The organism is Egicoccus sp. AB-alg2 (assembly GCF_041821065.1).
In the GTDB taxonomy this organism is placed as follows: Bacteria; Actinomycetota; Nitriliruptoria; order Nitriliruptorales; family Nitriliruptoraceae; genus Egicoccus.
The window spans coordinates 18709-40870 of sequence record NZ_JBGUAX010000006.1; the positions used below are offsets into that span (position 1 = coordinate 18709).

Genomic DNA, 22162 nt, shown 5'->3' on the forward strand with positions numbered 1-22162 from the left:
CTGCCGGCACGACGCCCGAACACGGCCGCGGAGGCTCCGCAGACCCCATTCCTGGCGGAGACGGCGAACGCCGCCGGGCCGTCCGACGGTGATCCTCCGGCGGCCCGGGAAACGGCCAGCCCGGCGAACGCCGGTGCGCAGCGACGCCGAGGACCCCCCATCATGAAGAACCCCTGAACCCCGAGGAGCGCTCGACGTGGGACTGATGAAGAAGGCACTGTGGCTGAAGGTCGGCCAGACGGCGTACAACGAGTACAACCGCCGGCGTGGGACGGCGAGCACCGGCCGGCCGGTGGGCCGGACGACGCACGCGCGCGGCGCCAGCCGCGGCACCGGCGGTGACCTGGCCCGCCTGGCGCAGCAGTTCCTGCGCGGCCGCCGCTGACCTCCGGGGTGCGCGGCTCGCCGACGCCGCGCACCCGCGCCACGCCCCACACCCACCTCCGAGCGGCACACACCTCCGCCCCGCCAGCGACGCCACCAGCCCGCGGCCGATTCGCCGGTCCGACGCGGGGGACCGTCCGACCGGTCGGAGCCGCCCGTCGCCGGTCCCGACCCGGTCGTGGATGCCTGTACGAGCGCCGCCCCTCGACCCGCGCGGACGCGCCGTCCTGCCCCTACCCCGGTCCTCGTACCCGTGAGACACCCGCGAGCCGCCGTGAGGACCGACATGACGTTCCTGGACCCCGACCGCTGGACCGGCCACCGCTTCCTCGGCCGCTGGGAGGCCACCGAGGACGAACGCACCGCCGTCACCGAACCGGCCACCGGTGACACGTTGCTGGAATTGCCACTGGCCACCGCCGAGCACCTCGACGAGGCGGTCGCACGCGCGAAGGACGCCCAGGCCGAGTGGGCCGCCCGCCCGTTCCACGAGCGGGCCGAGGTGTTCGCCACGGCGGCCGCGTTGCTGCAGCAGCACGCGGACGAGTTCCGGCCCTGGTTCGTACGCGAGTGCGGCGGCACCTGGATGAAGGCCGACTTCGAGGTGGAGCTCGTCACGGGTGAGCTGACCAATGCCACCGCCCTGCTCCACCAGCCGACCGGCCACCTGCTGCCGACCACACAGCCCGACCGGCGCAGCCAGGTACGGCGCGTGCCACGCGGGATCATCGGCGTCATCTCGCCGTGGAACTTCCCGGGGGTGCTGACGATGCGTTCCGTCGCGCCGGCGCTGGCGCTGGGCAACGCCGTCGTGCTGAAGCCCGCCACCGACACGCCGGTCACCGGCGCGATGCTGTGGGTCGACCTGCTGACCGCGGCCGGCCTGCCCGAAGGCCTCCTGCACGTCCTGCCCGGCAGCGGCTCGGAGATCGGAAACGCGATTGTCGAGCACCCGGCGGTCGACATGGTGTCCTTCACCGGCTCCACCGACGTCGGTCGCAAGATCGGCGAGAAGGCCGGCGCGGCGCTGACGCCGGTCGCCCTCGAACTCGGCGGCGACAACGCGTTCGTCGTGCTCGAGGGCGCCGACGTGGAGACGGCCGCGTCCGCCGGCGCCTTCGGCAGCTTCTTCCACCAGGGCCACATCTGCATGGCGATCGGCCGCCACCTCGTGCACGAGTCGCTGGCCGAGCGCTACACGGACCTGCTGGTGCAGAAGGCGGAGGCCCTGAAGGTCGGCAACGCCTTCGAGGACCACGACGTGACGCTGGGACCGATCACCAACGCCTCGCAGCTCGACACGATCGACGAGATCGTGCGTGACTCCCTGGACGCAGGTGCACGCCTGCGCACCGGCGGCAAGCGCGAGGACCCGTTCTACCTGCCCACGGTCGTCGACCAGGTGCGACCGGAGCACCGCCTGTTCCGGGAGGAGCACTTCGGCCCGGTCGCGGTGATCACGACCTTCGCGGACGACGACGAGGCCGTCGCGCTGGCCAACGACACGGAGTACGGGTTCGTGGCCGGTGTCCATGCCGGGACGCTCGCCCATGCCCGTGCCGTCGGCGACCGGCTCGACGTCGGCATGGTCCACCTCAACGACCAGCCCGTGAACGACGAGGCGGTCGCGCCCTTCGGCGGCAACCGCGCCTCGGGGAACGGGGGCCGCTTCGGCGGCTTCGCCGACCTCGAGGAGTTCACCGAGTGGCAGTGGGTCACGGAGCGCGACGCGCCGATCGCCTACCCGTTCTGAGCCGCGGGCTCCGACGGTCGGGTCTCGACGTGGCAGGCTGCGCCGCTCCCGACCGAAGGCCGCACCGGTGCACGGTCTGCTCCTCCACGCCCCGCACGACGTCCGTCACGCCACGGACTTGCCCGACCCGCGCGTCGAGGCGCCGGGCGACGCGGTCGTCGCCGTGGCCGCCAGCGGCCTGTGCGGCTCCGACCTGCACCCCTACGAAGGCCGCGAGCCGTTCCGCCCCGACGTCGTGCCCGGCCACGAGGCCGTCGGCGTGGTCGTCGAGGTGGGCGACGCCGTCCGCGGGTTCGGTCCCGGGGACCGTGTCCTGGTGCCGTTCACGACCTCGTGCGGAACATGCGGGCCGTGCCGGCGCGGGCTGTCGGCCCGCTGCGTCCACGGCGCACTGTTCGGTTGGGGCGACCCGGACGACCTCACGGTGCCGGCGCTGCACGGCGGGCAGGCGCAGCACCTGCGCGTCCCGCACGCCGACGGGACACTCGTGGCGGTCCCCGACGGCCGCGACGACCTCGACGCGGTCCTGCTCGCGGACAACCTCCCCACCGGGTGGACGGCCGTCGAGCGGCTCGGCGACGTCCGCGGCGCGACCGTCGCCGTCCAGGGCCTCGGTTCGGTCGGGCTGTGCGCGGTGTGGTCGGCGCTCCGCCTCGGCGCCGACCGGGTCGTCGGCATCGACCCGGTCGCGGCACGCCGGCAGCGGGCGGAGCGGCTGGGCGCCGTCACCGCCGCGCCCGAGGCGGGCCCGGAGCTCGTGACGGAGGCGACCGGCGAGGGCGTCGCGGGCGTCGTCGAGGCGGCGGGCGTCACCGCCGCCCAGGCCGCCGCGGTGCGGCTCGTGCGACCGGGCGGCGTGGTGTCGCTGATCTCCGTCCAGACCGAGGAGGCGTTCGGGTTCTCCCCGATCACCCTCTACGACCGCAACCTCACCGTGGTCAGCGGCCGCGCCCCGGTGCGCTCCGCGCTGGACCGTCTGCTCGCGCACCTGGACGGCGTCGCCCTGCCCACCGACGTGGTGATCACGCATCCGGACGTGCCGCTGGCCGACGGCGCGGCCACCTACGCCACCTTCGCGGCGCGCGAGGCCGGGTTGGTCAAGGCCGTGTTCCGCCCCTGAGCCGCCACCCGGCCGGGCGGACGCCCGGCCAACGCGCGGACGCTCCCGACCGGGCTCACTCCAGCCCGCGCGACATCGACTCCGCGACGATCTCGCTGCAGGTGGGGCACATCGGGTAGCGCGACGGGTCGCCGTCCGGGACCCACTTCTTGCCGCACAGGGCCGTCACCGGCTTGCCGGTGCGCCGCGAGCGTTCCAGTTCGCGCTGCCGCACGTAATGGGTGAACCGGTCGTGGTCGCCGGGCTCGCCGGTCTGCGGACGTTCGCGGACGTCCGGTTCGATCACCGGGGCCTGACGGGTCGGCAGATGTGTGGGGGACATGACGGCCACGGTACCGAGTGTCAGTAGCTTCCGGCGACGTAGTCCTCGAGCTGCCGGGTCTGGTCCCGCAACTCCTCGAAGCGCCACTTGACGACATCGCCGATGGACACGATGCCGACCAGCCGGCCGCCGTCGCACACCGGCAGGTGGCGGATGCGGCGCTCGGTCATCTGCTCCATCAGTTCGTCGGTGGTCGAGGCGGGCGTGCAGGTGTGCACGGGCGAGGTCATCACGTCGGACACCCGCAGGGTCAGGACCTGTCCGCCGACGGCCGCGAGGTGACGCACGACGTCACGCTCGGAGACGATGCCGACCACCTCGCCATCGGCGCCGACGACCACCAGCGCGCCGATGCCGTACTCGCGCAGCGCGGCCGTGACGTCGGCGACGGTGTCGTCCGGCCTGGCGGTCTGGACGTCGTTGCCCTTGCGCTCGAGGATCGTGGCGATCGACACACTCATGTGGGGTGCTCCCTCCCTGCGGCCTGCGGCTCCCACGGTGAGTCTGACACGTCGCCGGGCCGTTCGGAAGGGGGCGCGTCGCGGGTGGTCTGCGGCCGATCGACGGGGCCGGCGCCGGACACCGCCGCTCCCCGGTCGTGATGCTCGTCGGTGCCGTGCTGCCCGCGGCACCATCCCCGGCGAGGAGGACAGCCGTGAGCGAATCCGACGCACCCGACCTGGAGATCGTCGAGCACGAGGACGGGTGGGCCATCCGACGCGGCGACGAGATCCTGTCGACGCACGAGTCGCGTGCGGGCGCCGAGGCCGACCGCTTCCGCCTGGCCGCTGCCGACGCCGGCGACGCCGGGGAGGCGGACGGCGTGCTCACGGACGAGCAGGGCGCACAGCCCGGCAACGAGGGCGCCTGAGCCTCTCCCCTGGCCGCGGGAAACCGACCGCCACCGCACCGCGGGAACCGACCCGGGCCCACCGACGTCAGACCGGCGACCCACCCCCCGACCAAGGAACTGTTGTGGGAAGCCGACTCCGCCGTCTCGTGCCGCTCGCCGGGCTGTTGCTGGCCCCGACGGCCTGCGGCGCACCGACCGACACAGCCTCCGACGTGCCCGCCGGAGCCCCGGACACCGATGCTGGTGGCGCCGCCGCAGGCGCCTGCCTGGAGGGCACCGAGGACTGCGTCGACGCCGACCTCGATGGCGGCGACCTCGAGCAGCCCCTTCCCGAGGGCGACTTCGACCTCGAGATGGCACGCCGTGACGCCGAGTCCCTGCTCGGGGCCACCGAGCAGGACCTCGAGATCTGGGGCGACGTCCGCGTCGGCCGCAAGGGCGACGAGGAGTACGGCATGACGATGGACCTCATGCCGGGCCGCAAGACGGTCGAGCTCGACGAGGACGAGGACGGCGTCCACCGGGTCACGCGCGTCACGCTGGAGCTGCCCGACGGCGAGACCGAGACGTTCGGCGACTGACGCCGCTTCCCCTGGCGGTGGCCGTCGCCGGTGTGCGACGGCCACCGTCGGCGTGTCACCATCCGCTCCCCCGACGACGAGGAGTGGCAGTGACGTGGGACCCCCGAGGCAAGGTCGCCGTGGTGACCGGGGCCTCCAGCGGCATCGGTGAGGCGACGACGCGGCGACTGGCGGCGGCCGGCATGACCGTCTACGCGGTCGCCCGCCGCACCGACCGGCTGGAGGAACTGGCCGGCGCCCACCCCACGGTCGTGCCGCACACCGCCGACGTGACCGACCAGGATGCCGTGGACGCGCTGGCGGCCCGCGTCCGTGAGGAGCACGGCGCCTGCCATGCGCTGATCAACAACGCCGGGGTCGGCGGCGGGGCGTTCGGCGGCCGCGACGACCTCGACGACGCGCTGCGGACGCTGGACATCAACGTCGGCGGCGTGGTGCGGTGCACGGCGGCCTTCGCCGACCTGCTCGAGGCCGGCGCCCCCTCCCGCGTGGTCAACATGGCCTCCGTCGCCGGCAAGCTCGGCATCGGACCGGCGGCGTACGCGGCCAGCAAGTTCGCGGTGGTCGGCTTCAGCGAGGCACTGTCGCTGTCCTGGGCGAGCCGGGGCATCACCGTGTGCCAGCTGAACCCCGGCTTCATCGAGACGGAAGGGTTCCCGCAGACCCAGGTCAAGCGCACCCCGATGGCGCGGCTCGTCGGCCGACCCGAGGCGGTCGCCGACGCCGTCGTCGACGTGCTGGCCAACGGCCGCACCGAACGCACCGTGCCGACCTTCTACCGCGCGTTCGTCGCCCTGCGTCACCTCGCGCCGCCGCTGTACTTCGCGGCGGCCAAGCGCCTGGACCGCGCCGGCGGGACCCGCGACTGACCGCGCTGGCGGGACATCCCGACCGACCGCGCCCGGGGGACACGCGACCGGCCGCGAGCGACCAGGTGGCCGGGCCGCACCCTGGCCGTCCGCCCGCCTGCGTGGGCTGCGAAGCGTGCGCGCGCAGAGGACGATGGCGGCCGGGAACACAGCCAAGGAGGCCCGCATGCAGCTGCACGACCTCTCGGAGAAGCTCACCACCGGCATCGACGAGCTCCGTGACCGGACCGCGGAGGCCGTGGGAGGTGACGGCGGTTCGTTGTTCCGCGAGCTCGGCCGCTTGAGCAAGCAGATCCACAGCACCGAGAAGCACCTCAGCAACAAGATCGACGAGCACGGCGAGGAGCAGACCGACGTCCTCGTCGACCTGCTCGGCACCGGCAAGCGCACGACCTGGCCCCGGCGCCTGTTCTGGATCGCCTTCGGCGTCGCCGCCGGCTACGGCATCGCCTACCTGGCCGACCCCGATCGTGGCGCCGCCCGCCGGCAGCAGCTGACCCAGCAACTGCAGTCGCGCGCCGACGAGCTGCGCGGTCAGGTCACCGCCCAGACCGAGCAGTTCCGTGACACCGCGGCCGATCGCGCCACGGAGATGCGCGACCAGTTCAGCGAGCAGGCTTCGCAGGCGATCGACACCGCGGCGCAGCGGGCCGACGAGCTGCGCGGCCAGGCCGAGCAGACCATGGAGCGGGCCCAGGGCGCCGTGATCGAGGGCACGAGGGACGTCATGCCCGACCGCCCGACGTCCGACCCGAAGCTCCTCGAAGACCGGATCCGCAGCCAGGTGTTCGGCTACCGCGACGACGTCCAGGACGTGGTCGTGAAGGTCGACGCGCCCGGCCAGGTCGCCCTCAAGGGCACCGTGCCCACGCCGCAGAACGAGCGTGAGCTGCTCGCGGCCGTCGCGCAGGTCGACGGGGTCATGGACGTGCGCTCCGAGCTGACCGTCCGCAGCATCTGAACCGACGCGTCGGCGGCGGAAGCCGACGCGTTCGTCGCTGAACCGACACCTTCGCCGGGTCGGCCACCAGGCCGGCCCGGCGACGTGTTTCCCGTCCACCCCGTCGGCAGCCGGGTCGACCGTTGCGGCTTCAAGAATTCGACAGGTGCCGTAGGGTGGGTCACCTTCCCGCTCGCTCCCGAGATCTCCCATGACCCGCCCCGACCTCGGCCGGGTCGAGTTCACCGCCCTGCTCGCCATGTCCATGGCCCTGGCGGCGCTCGGCCTCGACCTGATGCTGCCCGCTTTCACCGCGATGCGCGCCGACCTCGGTCTTCCGGCCGACTCCACCGCGCTGGCCGGGGTCGTGACGGCCTACCTCCTCGGCCTCGCCGCCGGACAGCTGCTGTACGGCCCGCTGGCCGACCGGTTCGGCCGTCGACCGACGCTGTTCGTCGGCTTCGGCATCTACGCGCTGGGGGCCCTGCTGTCGACGCTCTCCCCCGGCCTGTCGCTGTTGCTGGCCGGCCGCTTCGTCTGGGGGCTGGGCGCGGCGGGACCGCGGGTCGTCACCCTGGCGGTCGTCCGTGACCGGTTCGAGGGCGAGCAGATGGCCCGCGCCATGTCGTTCATCATGGCCGTGTTCATCATCGTGCCGGTGATCGCGCCGACGCTCGGGGCGGCCGTCATCCAGGTGGCCTCGTGGCGGGTGCTGTTCGTGCTGTGCCTCCTGGCGGCGGTCGTCATGACCGTCTGGGCGCGGCGACTGCCGGAGACGCTGCCGCCGCAGCACCGCCTCGAGCTGAGTCTCGGCCGGATCGTCGCGACGGCGAGGCTGGTCGTCACCAACCGTCAGACCGCCGGGTACACGATCGCGCTGACGTCGCTGTACGGGGTCTTCACGTCCTACCTGGCCAGTTCGGAGATCATCTTCGGCAGCACCTTCGGCCGTCCCGACGCGTTCCCGATCATCTTCGGTGGGGTGGCGGCGACCATGGGGCTGGCGATGCTCGGCAACACCCGCCTGGTCAGCCGGCTGGGCACCCGCCGCACCTCGCACCTGGTGCTGCTCGCCTACGTCGGGGTCGCCGCCGTGCTGGTGCTGTTGGCCGTCCTGACCGAGGGCCGCCCGCCCCTCGCGCTGTTCCTGCCCGTGCTGGCCGCCATCCTGGTCGGGCACGCCCTGCTCATTCCCAACTTCAACACCATCGCGATGGCGCCGATGGCCGCCCACGCCGGCACGGCCGCCTCGGTCATCGGTGCCGTGCAACTGGCGGTGGGGGCCGGCCTCGGCGCGCTGCTCGACCGCCGCTTCGACGGCACGATCCTGCCGCTGTCCTGGGGCTTCCTCGGCTACGGCGTGCTGGCCCTCGTCGTCGTGCTGGTCGTCGAACGTGGGGTGCTGTTCCGCCCGATGATGGACCCGGTCAGTCGTCGCCGTCCCGGACCCGCCCGCGAGGCGTGACGGCCCGCCCGCGGGTCGCGGAACCCGCCCGTCCGTGCCGACGTCCCAGCAGAGCGCGACGGCGCCCTCGCGCAAGTCCGCCGGCGGGTGAGGGCACTGGCCGCCCGGCGGGAGGCACGTCGCGCGGCCCAGGGCGCATGATTCGACGTCAGCCAAGGAGGCCCCATGGTCGAGACGCCCACGGTCGCCACGACCACGGTGGAGACCACACGCACGACCAGACGGGACCTCGTCACGTTCCTGGTCCTGTTCGTGGTGCTCTGCGGGGTGTACGGCGCGACCGTCAACCAGGGCCCGGCACAGGTCAACGACACCCGCGCGGCCAGCATCGCCTCCTGGTCCCTCGGCACCCAGGGTTCGGCCGCGCTGCCCTCGACCTGGCCGCCGAACACGACCTACTGGGGCGTCGAGGGCCGCGACGGCGCGGTCTTCGTCAACCGCTTCCCGGGGGTCGCCTACTGGGCGGCGCCGGCCTACGCGCTGGCCGACCTGGTCGACGGCGACCCGCCGCCGGCCCATCCCTACCTCGTCGACCTCGCCCCGGCGGCGCTGACCGCGGCGGTGACCGCCGCGCTCGCCGTCGCCGTGGTGTTCCTGCTGCTGCGGACGGTGGCGCCCTGGCCGGCCGCCCTGGGCAGCACCGTCGTGTTCGCCGTCGGCACCTCGATGTGGTCCGTGGCCGCCGATGCGCTGTGGCCGCACGGTCCTGGGGTGCTGGCATTGGCGGGGATGCTGCTGAGCTGGCGACGCGAACGGCCGGTGCTGGCGGCCGTCTGCGCCGCCGTGGCGATGCTGGTGCGCCCGCACCTCGTCGTCGCCGTCGGGATCGTCGCGCTCTACGCCTTCTGGCGCGAGCGGCGCCGCGACGGTGTCGCGATGGCGCTCGGCGCGGGCGTCGGGCTCGGCCTCGTCGCCGCGTACTCGTACTGGGCCTTCGGCACACCGCTGCCGATCGCCGGGTACAACGCCGGGTCGCACCTCGACGGGCTGGTCGTCAACTCGACCTGGCAGACCGCCAGCCAACTCGGCCTGGCCTTCGGGGCGCCCACCCGCGGGCTGCTCACCCTGTCGCCGGTGATCGTGCCGGCCCTGGTCGCCGTGGTGGTGTTCCGGCGGCGCGTGCCCGGCTGGACGCTCGCCGGCGTCGTCGCCGGTCTGCTGTACCTGTTCGTCCAGGTCCGGGCGGTCGGCCACCGCGGCGGCAACGACTTCTTCGCCTACCGCGTGTCGCTCGAACCGCTGCTGTTCTGGCTGCCGGCGCTGGCGGTGGCAGCCCACGAAGCGATCCGGCGCAGCCGGACCTTCGCGACCGTGCTGACGCTCACGGCCGTGGTGTCGGTGGGTATCCACTGGTACGGCGCAGTCAACGGCGCGTTCCGCGACGACGTCGTAGAGAAGTGGGATCGCCTCGACGCGGACGTGCAGCGGGAGTTCGCCAACCGGCGCCTCGGCGACGTCGACCTGCGCAAGAACTGAACTGCCGCGGACCCGCCGGCGCACGGCCCCGCCGGTTGCGCCGACGCGCCGGTCATGCCGGTCACGCCGGTCATGTCAGGGCGAACCCGCGCCGGAACGGCACGATGACGCGCTCCTCGACGAAGCCGTTGCGTTGGTAGACGCGGCGGGCGGCGGCGTTGCCGGCACGGACGGTCAGGCTCGACGCCAGGCAGCCCAGCCCGTGGCGCATCTCGTGGCAGGCCGCCGCCACCAGCGCCGCACCGAGCCCGCGCCCACGCGCCGACGCGTCGACGCCGAGGAAGTCGAGGTAGCCGCTGCCGTCGTCCTCGTGGCGCTCGACCGCCGCGTAGGCGATGGCACGGCCGTCGTCCAGGACCACCAGCAGGCGGTTGTCGTCCACGCCGTCCACGAGGCGACGACCCGGGGTGTGGGTGCCGGGGAACAACCGGTCGTGCAACGCGGCCACCTCGGCGCGCTGGGCGTCGGTGAGGTCGTCGCGCGCCGCGACCGGGACCGTCACCGGTGGCAGGCCGTCGTCCAGGTCGCGCACCAGGACCGCGGACGGCTCCTCGGCCACGAAGCCGTGCCGCGTGGCGAAGTCGGCCAGCCAGGCATGCCGCTCGTCGCCGCAGGTCTCCTCCTGCGTGACGGTGGCGGGCAGCAGCCGTCGGGCCCCGTCGAGCAGCGCGTCGCCCACCTCGCGCCAGTCCGCGTCCGGTGCGACGAACGGCCCGTGCCACCAGCAGCGCGGCGGGTCCTCGTCCCATTCCGCGGCGAGCGCGCCGACGACGCGGCCGCGGACCCGGGCGACGACGAGCCCGCCCGTGCCCAGCGGCTCGAGGCCCCGCAGCTGGACGGCGATCGCCTCTGGCTCGACCGAGAGGTAGCCGATGTGGTGGGCGGGATCGGTCTGCCGCGCCGCCACGAAGGCGGCCACGGCCGTCAGGTCCTCCGGCGCCACCTCGAGGTCCACCACGGCCGTCCCTTCGCACGAACGGCGGCAGGCTAGCCCTGGGCGGCCCGCCTACCCTCGGCGCCGCCGACGAAGGAGTCCGACGTGCGCGTGGTGGTCACGGCGGACACGCACCTTCGCCGGGACTGGCCCAACCGGCGGCTGCCACGTCCGGCCGAGGACTGGCTGGCGCGGGCCGACGTGATCCTGCACGCCGGCGACATCACCCAGGCCGAGCACCTCGAGCAACTCGCCCGGTTCGCGCCCGTCCACGCCGTGCTCGGCAACAACGACCGGGAACTGGTCGGTGCGCTGCCGGAGACCCTGGAGCTCACGCTCGCCGGCGTGCGCGTCGCGATGATCCACGACAGCGGCGCCACCCGCGGCCGGGCGCGCCGCCTGCGGGAGCGTTTCCCCGACGCGGACGTGGTGGTGTTCGGACACAGCCACATCCCCGTGGACGAGGCCGGCGAGGCGGGCCAGCGCCTGTTCAACCCCGGTTCGCCGACCGAGCGCCGCCGCATGCCCCACCGCACGATCGGGGTGCTCGACCTCGACGCCGGTCGCATCGTCGACCGGCGGATCGAGGTGGTGGATCCCTGAACCCCAATCACGTCGCCACGCACCGTCCGGCGCCGCGTCCGACGCCGCGTTCGACGCCGGCCGGTTCGCCGGTCAGACTGCGGGCATGACCGACGAGCGCAGCATCCCCACCGTCCAGGCCGAGTTGGAGACGGTCCGTCGCCACCTGCACGAGGCGCCGCCGCACCACGGCAGCGGCACGCGCGCGGCGCTGGAGGAACGCCTGCGAGGGCTCCAGGCCGAACTCGCCCGGCTGCGACGCGCCCGGCGACCGGACGGACCCGTCAGCGGGCCGCCGGCAGACAGAGGATGAACGTGGCGCCCTCGCCCGGCACGCTGTCTGCCGTGAGCGCCCCGCCGTGCGCCTCGGCCAGTGCCCGGCTGATGTAGAGCCCGAGCCCGGCGCCGTTGGCGGTCGGGCCACGTTCGAACTTGTCGAACACCCGTTCCAGCTCGTCCGGGGTCAACCCGGGCCCACGGTCGACGACCCGTACCTCGACGGTGTCCTGGTCGGTCTCGCGCAGCTCGATCGTGGGAGCCGACTTCGCGTACTTGAAGGCGTTGGCGACGAGGTTGGTGAGGATCTGCTCGACCCGCATGGGATCGGCCGCGGCGGGGGGCAGCTCGGCCGGCGCGCGGACCTCGATCGCCCCGTCGTCTGCGAACAGGTCGACGACGCGCTTGACGACGGTGCCGACGTCCATCGCGGTCACCTCGAGCACCAACCCACGGTCGGCCTCGAGTCGCGCAAGATCGAGGAACTGGCGCACGAACCGTTGCAGTCGCTCGATCGCCTGCTCCATCAGCGGCAGGGTCGCGGCCACGTCGGCCTGCGAGTGCGAGTTGCGCAGGACCGTCACGGCCCCGAGCAGGACCGCCATCGGCGTCTGCATGTCATGGCTGAGGTAGGCCAGGAACTCCTGCTTGGCCTCCATGCCGGCGACCCGTCGCAGCGCCTCCTCGCGTTCGCGCTGGCGGTACTCGAGATCGTCGAGCAGCACGTTGACGGCGTTGCCGATCATGCCCATGGGGTCGTCCAGCGCCCGCTCGTCGACGTCGACGCGCACGCGCGTGTCGCCCAGGCACGCCAGGGAGATCACGTCGAGGAGCTGTTCGAGGTCCGGGACCCTCACCGAGTCACACGCTGTGCGGCCAGCCACGCGCGGGCGTCGGCCTCGTGCTCGAAGGGCTTGCCGGTGACGCCGGTGCCCTTCAGGAACATGACGATGAGCAGCTGGATCCGGGGGTTGGCGTTGAACCAAGACATGGTCGCGGCGTCGCGATGCTTGCGGAAGTGCTCGCCCCAGATCGCACGCCACGACGCGTCGACATCCACCAGCTCCGAGCAGTCGACGAGGAAGTCGTAGGGCGCGGGCGGCTCCCCGACCCACTCCACGAGCCGGGCACTGAGCGTCTCGGCCTCGTAGCGGCCACCCTCGCCAGCCTCGACGAATCGCAGGGTCGCGAACCGCTCGGCCGCGTCCCACTCGAGCTCGGCAGGACCGGCACCGGCCACTTCGATCGCCAAGAGCCCCTCGTCTCCGGTCGTGGCGCCCCCAGGTCGGTCAGCCGCCGCGGCGACGAGCGTACCCCTGCCCAACCGTGCGCGAACGTCCCCCGGCATGACGCGACGTGGACCACCTCGCAACCGGAGCGCACCCGACGCGCGGTCGGCGGTCGGGCACTTCGCCGCCCGCCGACGCAGCCGACCCATGCAAACGGACAAGCCGGGCGAACTCCCGGCCGAACCTCGCGTCGAACATCGGGACAGCATGCTGCGCATCCACCGTCGTCACACCCTGGTCGTGCTCACGGCCGTCGTCGCCACCACCGTGGTCCCGGTCGCCCCCTCCTTCGCCACGGAGGTGGCGCCGCCGGCGACGGTCACCGCCCACATGGAGGACCTCCCCGAGGCCGCGCTGCCCGGCGCGGAGGATGGAACCGGCGTCGTGGAGGCGGACGTGCCCTTCTCCATGATCGGCTTCACGCTGCCGGACGGCGTCGACGAGGTGCGCGTCCGGACCCGTGGCCTGGACGGGACGTGGAGCGACTGGGAGACGCTGGGGCGCGAGGTCGTCGGCCTCGACGGGCCCGATCCCGGCACGGCCGAGGCCCGCACCGCCGCCACCGACGCCACCGAGCCGCTGTGGGTCGGCGACGCCGACGCGTTCGAGGCCCGTCTCGACGGTGAGGTCGCCGACCTCGGCGCCAGCCTCATCGACACCGAGGGCCTCTCGGAAGGCGTCGTCACGAAGGTCGTGCGCCACCTGCGACCCCAGGCCGTCCCCGTGGTCGCCGAGGCCGCCTCGCGGCCGGCCATCATCAGCCGCGCCGGCTGGGGCGCCAACGAGGCGCTGCGGACCCGCTCGGCGAGCTACGCCACGCCACGGTTCGCGGTGATCCACCACACCGCCGGCTCGAACACCTACACCAAGGCGCAGTCGGCCTCGGTGGTCCGCGGCATCTACAGCTACCACGCGCAGACGCTGAAGTGGGGCGACATCGGCTACAACGTCCTGGTCGACCGCTACGGCCAGATCTTCGAGGGGCGCGCCGGCGGCCTGGAGCGCGGGGTCGTGGGCGCGCACGCCGCGAACTTCAACACCGGCTCGTTCGGCGTGTCGGTGATGGGCAACTTCGAGACCGCCGACCTTCCGACCGCGGCGTTCGAGGCCGTCGCCAAGGTCGTCGCCTGGAAGTACCGGATCCACGGGATCGACGCCCGCGCGGGCCGCACCGTCACCCACAACGGCCGGACCATCAACGTGCTGGCCGCGCATCGCGACGTCGGCTCGACCGCCTGCCCCGGCCGCTACTTCTTCGCCAGGATGGGCAACCTGCGCAACCGCGTGGCGGCCCTCGCCGCCACCTCGAGCAGCCCCGCGCCCGCACCCACCAAGCCGGCCACCCGGTTCGCCGACGTTCCCGCGTCGCACGCCCACTTCCGGACGATCGAGGAGATCGCCAGGCGTCGGATCACCACCGGCTGCACCGCCCGCGACTACTGCCCGTCGCGGACGCTCACCCGGGGCCAGATGGCGACTTTCCTGTACCGGGCGTTCGACCTGCCCGACGCCGCCGGACGCCCGTTCCGCGACGTCGCCGGCCATCCCCACGAGCGCGCCATCGCCGCGGTCGCCGAGGCGGGCATCGCCCGCGGCTGCGCCCGGGGCCGCTTCTGCCCGGACGCGCCCGTGACCCGGGCGCAGATGGCCACGTTCCTGCAGCGCGCGCTGGCGCTGCCCGACGCCCGCTCGCCGTTCACCGACACGCGCCGCAATCCGCACGAAGCCGCGATCGGCGCGGTCGCCCGCGCCGGGATCGCCAAGGGCTACGGCGACACCTACCGCCCGGGCGAGGACGTCACGCGCGCCGCGATGGCGACCTTCCTGTCGCGGGCCCTCGCGCACCGGGAGCGAACTGGCTGACCGAACGGGCGGGCCACGGGCAGGTTTCGCGGCGCCGGCCGGGCAACGCTCGCGGTCAACCCGCACACGCCGAACTCCGAACACGAGGGAGAACCCGTGACCCAGGCGACCTTCCGCCCATCGGCCGCCGTCGACGGCCCGCCCGGCTACCGCGAGCGCTCCGGCCAACTCGTCACCATCGTCGAGGAGGTCCCGGCCGAGCACGACCCCGACGCCGGTGACGACGACGTCGCGACGCTGTACCGCGTCCGGTTCGACGACGGCGTGGAGACCGAGGCGTTCGAGGACGAACTCGACATGACCGACGACGCCGAGGCCTCCACGGGCTCGACGGCTCTCTGAAGCCCGATCGCCTCGCCGACACGGGCTGGTGGTGGGCCGCGACCGTGGCCCACCACGGCCTTCTCAGCGCGGCGGCGGCGCCGCCAGCGGGGCGCCGAGCAGCGCGTCCAGCGCCGCGGCGCCCAGTGGCCGTGCGAACCGGTAGCCCTGCCCGACCCGGCAGCCCAGGCGCCGCAGCTGGCGCCACTGCTCGTCGGACTCGATGCCTTCCGCGACCACGGTCAGGCCCAGGGAGCGCGCCAGCTGGATGACGGCGCGCGGCACGGCCTGGTCGCGCTCCTCGCCGCTGAGGCGCCGGACGAAGGACCGGTCGATCTTGAGCAGGTCGATGGACAGTTCGCCGAGATAGGCCAACGACGAGTAGCCGGTCCCGAAGTCGTCGATCGCGATCCGCACGCCCAACCGCTTGAGGTCGCGCACGACCTCCCAGCTGCGCAGCCCCATCATGGCCTGCTCGGTGACCTCGAGCACCAGCCGGTCCGGGGCGACGCCGGTCGTCACGAGCGCGGCCTCGACCTCCCCGACCAGCCGGTGCTCGAGCTGCACGGGTGAGACGTTGACCGACACCGACAGCGGGCGGCCGTCGTGCTGGCGGTGCTCGGCCAGCCACGCGCACGCCTCGCGCAGCACCCACAGCCCGATGCGGCCGATGGCGCCGGTCTCCTCGGCCAGCGGCACGAAGTCGGCCGGGGGAACGAGCCCCACCTGCGGGTGTCGCCAGCGCAACAGGGCCTCGGCACCGATCGGCTCGGCCGTGGTGAGGTCGACCACCGGCTGGTACTCGACCACCAGCTGACCGCGTTCGAGCGCGTCCCCGAGGGCGCTGCGCAGCTCCAGCCGGCGCAGCGCGTCGCGGTGCAGCTGAGGCTCGTACGTGGCCACGCGTGCCTTGCCACGGTGCTTGGCTCGGTACATGGCCAGGTCGGCGTTGCGGAGCACCGTCTCCGTGGTGTCCGCGTCGTCGAGGTAGGCGACACCGACGCTGGCCGGGGCGACGACCGGGCGGCCCCGCAGCTGGTGGGGGCGCTCCAGCGCCGTGCGCAGGCGCTCGGCGACCTGGACGGCGGCGTCCGGGTCGTCGAGGTCGGCGAGCAGGACCCCGAACTCGTCGCCGCCGAGCCGTCCCGCCGTGTCGCCGGGGCGCACGCAGCCCTGGATGCGGCCGGCGACGGAACACAGCAGGTCGTCGCCGGCGGCGTGGCCGAGGCTGTCGTTGACGGTCTTGAAGTCGTCGAGGTCGACGAACAGCACGGCGCCGCGGCGGTGCCCCGACGCGCGCTCGCGCATGCGCGCGTCGACGCGAGCGCGGAACACCTCGCGGTTGACCAGCAGCGTCAGCGGGTCGTGGAACGCCAGCCGCTCCAGCCGCGCCTCCAGTTGCTTCTCCCGGGTGGCGTCGACCATGACGCCCCGGAAGACGCGCCGGCCGGCGGCGTCGCGTTCGACGCTGGACTCGTCGCGGACCCAGATCTCGCGGCCGTCGGCGCGGCGCATGCGGTAGTGCAGGGCGACCACGCGGTCGTCGTCCAGCCCTTCGGCCCGGCGGGCGTCGGCCGCCAACACGCGTGTGCGGTCCTCGGGCGAGAGCCGGCTCAGCCACAACCCCGGGTGCGAGAGCCACGCCTCGGTGGTGTAACCGAGCAGGGTCTCGATCTGCGGGCTGACGAAGGTCCACGGCTCGCCGGGCAGCAACCCGGCCTCGTAGACCACCGCCGGGACCTGCTCGACCAGGGTGCGGTAGGTCTGCTCGGCGTGCTCGAGCTGGGCCTGCAGCTCGAGCTGTTCGGTGACGTTCTCCACCATGCCGATGGCGAGGTCGGGACGGCCCCGGGCGTCGCGCAGCAGGGAGACGGTGAGGCGGCCCCAGACGACCCGACCGTCGCGATGGAGGAACCGCTTGTCCATGTCGAAGCGGTCGAGCTCGCCCGCGGCCATCCGGGCGAACAGTTCCCGATTGCGCGGCACGTCCTCGGGGTGCGTGAACGTCTCGAAGTGCGTGCCCGCGAACTCGTCCTCGGTGTAGCCCAGCATGTCCCGCAGGGCGTCGTTGGTGAGAATCGTGTGGCCCGCGAAATCGACCAGGCCGATCCCGACCGGGGCGAGGCGGAAGATCGTACGCAGCTGCGCGTCGATACCGCGTAGGCGGTCGACGGCGACGGCGCGCGCGGCCCGGGTGGCGTCGAGGAGGGGGCCCGGAGGTGACGTCATCGTGGGTCCGGCGGTCGGCGACGGACATGGCGGTTGCATGCGCGTCGACCCGTCGGCAGCCGCCCCGACCACTTGAGCGGTGTCAGCGACGGTCGGCACCGAAGCGCGCGACGAAGCGCTGCTCGGCTTCCTCGTCCCCGATGAGGACCAGATCGGCGTGTGGTGGCAACGGCTCGCCGGGATCGGGATTGGGCTCGAGATGGTCACCGCGGGCGATCGCGACGACCTGGCAGCCGGTCCGTCCGCCGATCTGGCACTGGGACAGCGACTCGCCCTGGAGCTTCGCGGGCATCGGCACCCGGAAGATCTCCAGACCCTCGGCGACGACGAGGCGCCGGTTGCGGCCCATCGCGTTCCACAGCGCCGTGGCGCCGATGCTGGCGTACGACAGCACGGCGTCGGCGCCGGCGCGGTGCAGGCTGCTCACGTTGCGGTCGCGGGTGGCGCGGGAGATCACCTGGATGTCGGGCCGCAGCCGCCGCAGGTACAAGGTCAGGTAGACGTTGACGTCGTCCTCGTGCGTGGTGATCAGCACCGCGGCGGCGTCGGGCAGCCCGGCCTCCTCGAGCACCTCCAGGGCCGCGGCGTCGCCGTGCACCGTCCGGAACTGGGGGCGGATGCGCTCGTGCAGCTGCTCGACGATGGTCGCTTCCACGCCGGTCTCGCCCAGCGTGCGCGCGGCGGCGCGCCCCACCCGGCCACCGCCGAGGATCAGCACCGGCCGCTCCAGGATGCCGGGGCCGCCGAACTCCCGGTCGTAGGCGGCCAGCTGCCGTTCGCTGCCGGCGAGGATCAGCACGGTGCGCTCGCCGAGCACGGTGTCGGGTCCTGCCGGTTCGAACCGCCCGTCCTGCCAGACGCCGACGACGTTGACCTGCACGCGCTGCCGCAGCGCCGCCTCGCGGACCGTGGTCCCGACCAGCGGTGTGCGGTCGACGCCGGCCTCCGCGATGCGCAGGTCGCCGAACTCGCCGATGACGTGCGTCTTGGTGTCGATGCCGACCACGCGGCGGGCCATCGCACGGCCGAGCAGTTCGCCGAGCTGGACCACCTCGTCGCAGCCGGCGAGCTGGAGCACGTCCACCGACGCCGCCCGACTCGCCAGGGCGGCGATCGGCACGTCGTCGTGGATCTCGCGCACGGTGAACGCGATGTTGGTGTTGGTCTCGTCGCCGAGGGTGAGCGCCACGAGCGCGGCCTGCTCGACCCGGGCGGCGCGGTAGGTCGCCGGGTCGTCGCGCGGGCCGACCATCACCTTGTAGCCGCGGTCGTACAGGCGCAGCGCCTCCTTCAACTCGTCGACGATCAGGACGTACGGCAGCTTCGCGGCCCTGGCCCGGTCGATGAGCGCGTCGCTGATGGGATCCTGGCCGCAGACGACGACGTGGTCGCGCACGTCCGGGTCGACGCGGCGCGGTGCGCGGCCGTACTCGCGCTGGTTCATCCACGGCGTGAACACGAACTGGATGAACAGGAACGGCAACAGGACGAGGATGAACACCGAGCCGGTCAGCAGCACGACGATGGAGAACAGCCGCCCGAGATCGGACTCGAACACGATGTCGCCGAACCCCAGGGTCGACATCGTCACGAACGTCCAGTACAGCGACGTCGTCCACGTGAACTGGCGGCCCTCCAACTCCATGAGCTCGTGGAAGATCACCGTGTAGATGCCGACCATCACGAAGAAGCCCACGACCAGCAACACGGCGAACCGCACGTTCCAACGCCGTAGCGGAGCGGACAGGGTCGCGAACAGCAGCCCCAACGACTTCAGCACCGTTGCTCTCCCCGGGAGCGGTCGGTCGGTCACGGCTCGTGCGACGAGGGACTTCGTCCAGCCCGACTCCGCGAGGCCGGACCCTACCGTCGCGATAGCGGTGGGCGAGCAGGCCGTCCGAGCTCTCGCCCTCGACCCGACCACGACATGGCGCGTGCCGCAGCGCCGGAGGACGACATCCATGAAGGCCGTCACCTGGCAGGGCAAGCGCGACGTGCGGGTCGAGGACGTGCCCGACCCGACCATCCAGGAGCCCACCGACGCGATCATCCGCGTCACGTCCTCGGGCATCTGCGGCTCCGACCTGCATCTGTACGAGGTGCTGGCGCCGTTCCTCGAGGAGGGCGACGTCCTCGGTCACGAGCCGATGGGCATCGTCGAGGCCGTCGGCAGTGAGGTCACCGACCTGCGCCCCGGCGACCGCATCGTCGTCCCGTTCCAGATCTCCTGCGGTCACTGCTTCATGTGCGAGCAGAACCTGCAGACGCAGTGCGAGACGACGCAGGTCCGCGAGCAGGGCATGGGCGCGGCGCTGTTCGGCTACACCAAGCTGTACGGCCAGGTCCCGGGTGGACAGGCGGAGTACCTGCGCGTGCCCCAGGCCCAGTACACCCACATCAAGGTGCCGGAAGGACCGTCGGACGACCGCTTCGTGTACCTCTCCGACGTCGCCCCGACCGCCTGGCAGGCCGTGGCCTACGCGGACGTCCCCGAGGGCGGCACGGTGGCCGTGGTGGGCTTGGGTCCGATCGGTGACATGTGCTGCCGCATCGCGCTGCGGCAGGGCGCCCGCGTCATCGGGATCGACCTCGTCCCGGACCGCCTCGAGCGGATGCGGCGCCTCGGCGTGGAGACCATCGGCCTCGGCGAGCACGACGACGTCGTGGAGGCGGTCAAGGACCTGACCGGTGGCCGCGGTCCGGACAGCGTCATCGAGGCCGTCGGGATGGAGGCCCACGGGTCCCCCGCCAGCAAGCTGGCGCAGACGATGGCGTCGTTCCTGCCCGACGCGGTGGCCGCGCCGATGATGGAGAAGGCGGGCGTCGACCGGCTCGAGGCCTTCTACCTCGCCATCGACATGGTGCGCCGGGGCGGGACGATCTCGCTCATCGGCGTCTACGGCGGGCAGGCCGACCCGCTGCCGATGTTGACGATGTTCGACAAGCAGATCCAGTTGCGCATGGGCCAGGCGAACGTCAAGCGGTGGATGGACGACCTGCTGCCGCTCGCGCTCGACGACGACGACCCGCTGGGCCTGGAGACCTTCGCCACCCATCACCTGCCGCTGGAGGAGGCGCCCCGCGGCTACGAGATCTTCCAGAAGAAGGAGGACGACGCGTTCAAGGTGCTCCTCAAGCCCTGACCCGCGCGCGTTCCATCACGTCGGAGCGGTGTCGTCGCCATGCGGACGACACCGGTCCGCGTTTCCTGCCAGAGTGTGCGCATGGAGACCGCGACCCGCCTGCTGCGCCTGCTGGCGCTCCTGCACACCCGCCCCAGCTGGACGGCCCCCGAGCTGGCCGAGCGGTTGGGTGTCACGACCCGGACCGTGCGCCGCGACATCGCGCGCCTGCGCCGACTCGACCATCCCGTCCAGGCTTCGCCCGGCCCGCACGGTGGCTACCAACTCGGCCGCGGCCCGGAGCTGCCGCCACTGATCCTGGACGACCGCGAAGCGCTGGCGGCCGTCGTGGGGCTGCGCTTCGCCACCGCCGGGACGGGCGTCGGCTTGGCCGAGGCGGCCGTGTCCGCGCTGGCGAAGCTGGAGCGCGTGCTGCCGGAGCACCTCGCCGAGCGTCTGAAGGACGTGCAGGCGGCCACGGTGTCGGTCGCCACCGGACCTGGCGTGGCGACCGACCCGGACTGCCTGGTCGTGCTGGCACAGGCCTGCCGCCGCCGCGAGCGCATCCGGCTGATGTACCGCGACCGCGAGGGCACCCGCAGCCTGCGCCACCTCGAACCGCTGCGGCTGGTCCACGCCCACTGGCGCTGGTACCTCGTCGCGTTCGACCTCGACCGCGACGACTGGCGAACGTTCCGCGTCGACCGCGCCAACGCGCCGATGGCGACCGGGGTGCGCAGCCTCGACCGCGACGCCCCCGATCCGGTCGAGCTGGTGCGGGCCGCGGTGACGGTGTCGCCCTACGAGGTGCAGGCCACCGTGCGTCTGCACCTGCCCCTGGCCGAGGCCGAGCACACCTGCGCCGCGCGCTACGGGCTGCTGGAGGCCGACGGCGACACCACGCTGCTGCGCACGGGCGCGAACGACGCCGCCTGGCTGGCCGGGTACCTGGCAGGGCTGCCCTGCCGCGTCGAGGTGCTGGAGCCCGACCAGGTCCGCGCGGCGTTCCGGGCCCACGTCGAACGGCTGGTCGGGGCCGGCGGGCCGGTCCCGGCCTGACGGGTGAGGCGCCGGTCGCCGTCCTTCAGCGTTCCGCGCGCGCCTCGCAGCCGGCGCAGCGCCGCACGGCGGGGCGGGCCAGCAGGCGTTCCAGCGGGATCGCCTGGCCGCAGTCCGCGCAGCGCCCGTAGTCGCCCAGCTCGAGCCGGGCGCGCGCGTCGTCGAGCTCGGCCAGCCGCGACCGGGCCGCGGCCAGCAGCGACGCGACCTGCTGACGTTCGAACGCGATGGTGGCACCCTCGGGGTCGTGCTCGTCGTCGGGACTGTCGGCGGTGGCGTCCTGCAGGGCGGTGAGGTCGCGCTCCAACGCGACGATGCGACCGCGGGTGCGCTGCGCCTCGAAGTCGAGCGCCGCCTCGACGGCGTGCGGACGGTCCTCGACGCTCATGGCGCCTCCGGGTCGAGCCCCGCGGCACGCAGGGTGCGCCGGACGTGGTCGGGCGACGCGCCGTCGCCCGTGGGCGGGAAATCGCAGGCTGCCAACCCTTCGGCCAGAACCGTCGCGAGCCGGAGCGGCTCGGTGACCGGCACCGGCGCGACCCACAGCAGCAGCCGGGCGTCCGGTTCGGCGGGGTCGGCCAGCTCGAAGCGTCGGGCGGCGGCGTCCCAGGTGACGACCGGGTCCCGGCCGCGGTCGAACCACACGTCGGCGGTCTCCCGCAACGCGGGCGCGGCCACCTCGCGCTCCCCCACGCCCGTCCCTCCCGTCGCCGCGCGCAGGGTA

General features: G+C 73.3%; 24 protein-coding genes. 15 read left to right on the forward strand and 9 right to left on the reverse strand.

Going from position 1 to position 22162, the window contains the following annotated elements; all coding sequences use genetic code 11:
• Window positions 1–196 precede the first annotated feature (196 nt).
• The 3 genes from ACERM0_RS12325 to ACERM0_RS12335 all read left to right on the forward strand — a co-directional run bounded on the left by ACERM0_RS12325 (window position 197) and on the right by ACERM0_RS12335 (window position 3257).
• Window positions 197–385, forward strand: coding sequence for a hypothetical protein (locus tag ACERM0_RS12325; RefSeq protein WP_373678902.1), 189 nt, complete (start codon window positions 197–199; stop codon window positions 383–385).
• A gap of 285 nt (window positions 386–670) precedes the next feature.
• Window positions 671–2137, forward strand: a complete 1467-nt coding sequence (locus ACERM0_RS12330) for an aldehyde dehydrogenase family protein (protein WP_373678903.1) — start codon at window positions 671–673, stop codon at window positions 2135–2137.
• 67 nt (window positions 2138–2204) lie between these two features.
• Complete coding sequence (locus ACERM0_RS12335) at window positions 2205–3257, forward strand: alcohol dehydrogenase catalytic domain-containing protein (RefSeq protein WP_373678904.1); 1053 nt, start codon at window positions 2205–2207, stop codon at window positions 3255–3257.
• Window positions 3258–3312: 55 nt separating this feature from the next.
• Here the strand turns inward: ACERM0_RS12335 and ACERM0_RS12340 are convergent, their stop codons facing one another.
• Both ACERM0_RS12340 and ACERM0_RS12345 read right to left on the reverse strand, forming a co-directional pair.
• The gene (locus ACERM0_RS12340) at window positions 3313–3579 is read right to left on the reverse strand and encodes a DUF3039 domain-containing protein (protein WP_373678905.1); all 267 of its coding nucleotides are present in this window, start codon (window positions 3577–3579) and stop codon (window positions 3313–3315) included.
• Between the two features lie 20 nt (window positions 3580–3599).
• Window positions 3600–4034: a CBS domain-containing protein gene (locus ACERM0_RS12345; RefSeq protein WP_373679256.1), complete on the reverse strand. Its 435-nt coding sequence runs from the start codon at window positions 4032–4034 to the stop codon at window positions 3600–3602.
• Window positions 4035–4234: 200 nt separating this feature from the next.
• Between ACERM0_RS12345 and ACERM0_RS12350 the strand changes: the two genes are divergently transcribed.
• The 6 genes from ACERM0_RS12350 (at window position 4235) to ACERM0_RS12375 (ending at window position 9763) form a co-directional block, all read left to right on the forward strand.
• Window positions 4235–4450 carry a hypothetical protein gene (locus ACERM0_RS12350; protein WP_373678906.1) on the forward strand — a complete coding sequence of 72 codons (216 nt, stop codon included), beginning with the start codon at window positions 4235–4237 and terminating at the stop codon, window positions 4448–4450.
• Between the two features lie 104 nt (window positions 4451–4554).
• Window positions 4555–5013, forward strand: a complete 459-nt coding sequence (locus ACERM0_RS12355; protein WP_373678907.1) for a hypothetical protein — start codon at window positions 4555–4557, stop codon at window positions 5011–5013.
• 89 nt (window positions 5014–5102) lie between these two features.
• On the forward strand, window positions 5103–5882 hold the full coding sequence (locus ACERM0_RS12360; protein WP_373678908.1) for an SDR family NAD(P)-dependent oxidoreductase: 780 nt from the start codon (window positions 5103–5105) through the stop codon (window positions 5880–5882).
• Window positions 5883–6048: 166 nt separating this feature from the next.
• On the forward strand, window positions 6049–6843 hold the full coding sequence (locus ACERM0_RS12365; protein ID WP_373678909.1) for a BON domain-containing protein: 795 nt from the start codon (window positions 6049–6051) through the stop codon (window positions 6841–6843).
• Window positions 6844–7033: 190 nt separating this feature from the next.
• Window positions 7034–8287, forward strand: coding sequence for a multidrug effflux MFS transporter (locus ACERM0_RS12370; protein WP_373678910.1), 1254 nt, complete (start codon window positions 7034–7036; stop codon window positions 8285–8287).
• 165 nt (window positions 8288–8452) lie between these two features.
• Window positions 8453–9763, forward strand: coding sequence for a hypothetical protein (locus ACERM0_RS12375; RefSeq protein ID WP_373678911.1), 1311 nt, complete (start codon window positions 8453–8455; stop codon window positions 9761–9763).
• Window positions 9764–9833: 70 nt separating this feature from the next.
• Here ACERM0_RS12375 and ACERM0_RS12380 read toward each other — a convergent pair whose 3' ends face one another.
• Complete coding sequence (locus ACERM0_RS12380; protein ID WP_373678912.1) at window positions 9834–10718, reverse strand: GNAT family N-acetyltransferase; 885 nt, start codon at window positions 10716–10718, stop codon at window positions 9834–9836.
• An 84-nt stretch (window positions 10719–10802) separates the two neighbouring features.
• Here ACERM0_RS12380 and ACERM0_RS12385 point away from each other — a divergent pair, with 84 nt between their 5' ends.
• On the forward strand, window positions 10803–11300 hold the full coding sequence (locus ACERM0_RS12385) for a metallophosphoesterase family protein (RefSeq protein WP_373678913.1): 498 nt from the start codon (window positions 10803–10805) through the stop codon (window positions 11298–11300).
• Window positions 11301–11385: 85 nt separating this feature from the next.
• A complete protein-coding gene (locus tag ACERM0_RS12390) occupies window positions 11386–11592 on the forward strand; it encodes a hypothetical protein (RefSeq protein ID WP_373678914.1) in 207 nt (68 codons plus the stop codon).
• Here the strand turns inward: ACERM0_RS12390 and ACERM0_RS12395 are convergent.
• Together ACERM0_RS12395 and ACERM0_RS12400 are read right to left on the reverse strand one after the other, a co-directional pair.
• Entirely contained in the window at window positions 11564–12412 is an 849-nt protein-coding gene (locus tag ACERM0_RS12395; RefSeq protein ID WP_373678915.1) for a sensor histidine kinase, read from the reverse strand. The genes ACERM0_RS12390 and ACERM0_RS12395 overlap by 29 nt on opposite strands.
• Window positions 12409–12807: a hypothetical protein gene (locus ACERM0_RS12400; protein WP_373678916.1), complete on the reverse strand. Its 399-nt coding sequence runs from the start codon at window positions 12805–12807 to the stop codon at window positions 12409–12411. The genes ACERM0_RS12395 and ACERM0_RS12400 overlap by 4 nt, the downstream gene beginning before the upstream one ends.
• Before the next feature lie 244 nt (window positions 12808–13051).
• Here ACERM0_RS12400 and ACERM0_RS12405 point away from each other — a divergent pair, with 244 nt between their 5' ends.
• A complete protein-coding gene (locus tag ACERM0_RS12405) occupies window positions 13052–14707 on the forward strand; it encodes an S-layer homology domain-containing protein (protein ID WP_373678917.1) in 1656 nt (551 codons plus the stop codon).
• 96 nt (window positions 14708–14803) lie between these two features.
• Window positions 14804–15049 (forward strand): hypothetical protein, encoded by a 246-nt coding sequence (locus tag ACERM0_RS12410; protein ID WP_373678918.1) that lies wholly within the window; start codon window positions 14804–14806, stop codon window positions 15047–15049.
• Window positions 15050–15112: 63 nt separating this feature from the next.
• Here ACERM0_RS12410 and ACERM0_RS12415 read toward each other — a convergent pair whose 3' ends face one another.
• The gene (locus ACERM0_RS12415; protein ID WP_373678919.1) at window positions 15113–17257 is read right to left on the reverse strand and encodes a putative bifunctional diguanylate cyclase/phosphodiesterase; all 2145 of its coding nucleotides are present in this window, start codon (window positions 17255–17257) and stop codon (window positions 15113–15115) included.
• A gap of 82 nt (window positions 17258–17339) precedes the next feature.
• Window positions 17340–19037, reverse strand: coding sequence for a TrkA family potassium uptake protein (locus tag ACERM0_RS12420; RefSeq protein WP_373678920.1), 1698 nt, complete (start codon window positions 19035–19037; stop codon window positions 17340–17342).
• A 181-nt stretch (window positions 19038–19218) separates the two neighbouring features.
• Here ACERM0_RS12420 and ACERM0_RS12425 point away from each other — a divergent pair, with 181 nt between their 5' ends.
• Window positions 19219–20400, forward strand: coding sequence for a zinc-dependent alcohol dehydrogenase (locus ACERM0_RS12425; protein WP_373678921.1), 1182 nt, complete (start codon window positions 19219–19221; stop codon window positions 20398–20400).
• An 81-nt stretch (window positions 20401–20481) separates the two neighbouring features.
• Complete coding sequence (locus tag ACERM0_RS12430) at window positions 20482–21438, forward strand: helix-turn-helix transcriptional regulator (RefSeq protein WP_373678922.1); 957 nt, start codon at window positions 20482–20484, stop codon at window positions 21436–21438.
• Between the two features lie 25 nt (window positions 21439–21463).
• Here ACERM0_RS12430 and ACERM0_RS12435 read toward each other — a convergent pair whose 3' ends face one another.
• On the reverse strand, window positions 21464–21826 hold the full coding sequence (locus tag ACERM0_RS12435) for a TraR/DksA family transcriptional regulator (protein ID WP_373678923.1): 363 nt from the start codon (window positions 21824–21826) through the stop codon (window positions 21464–21466).
• The gene (locus ACERM0_RS12440) at window positions 21823–22131 is read right to left on the reverse strand and encodes a hypothetical protein (RefSeq protein ID WP_373678924.1); all 309 of its coding nucleotides are present in this window, start codon (window positions 22129–22131) and stop codon (window positions 21823–21825) included. The genes ACERM0_RS12435 and ACERM0_RS12440 overlap by 4 nt, the downstream gene beginning before the upstream one ends.
• Window positions 22132–22162: the final 31 nt, after the last annotated feature.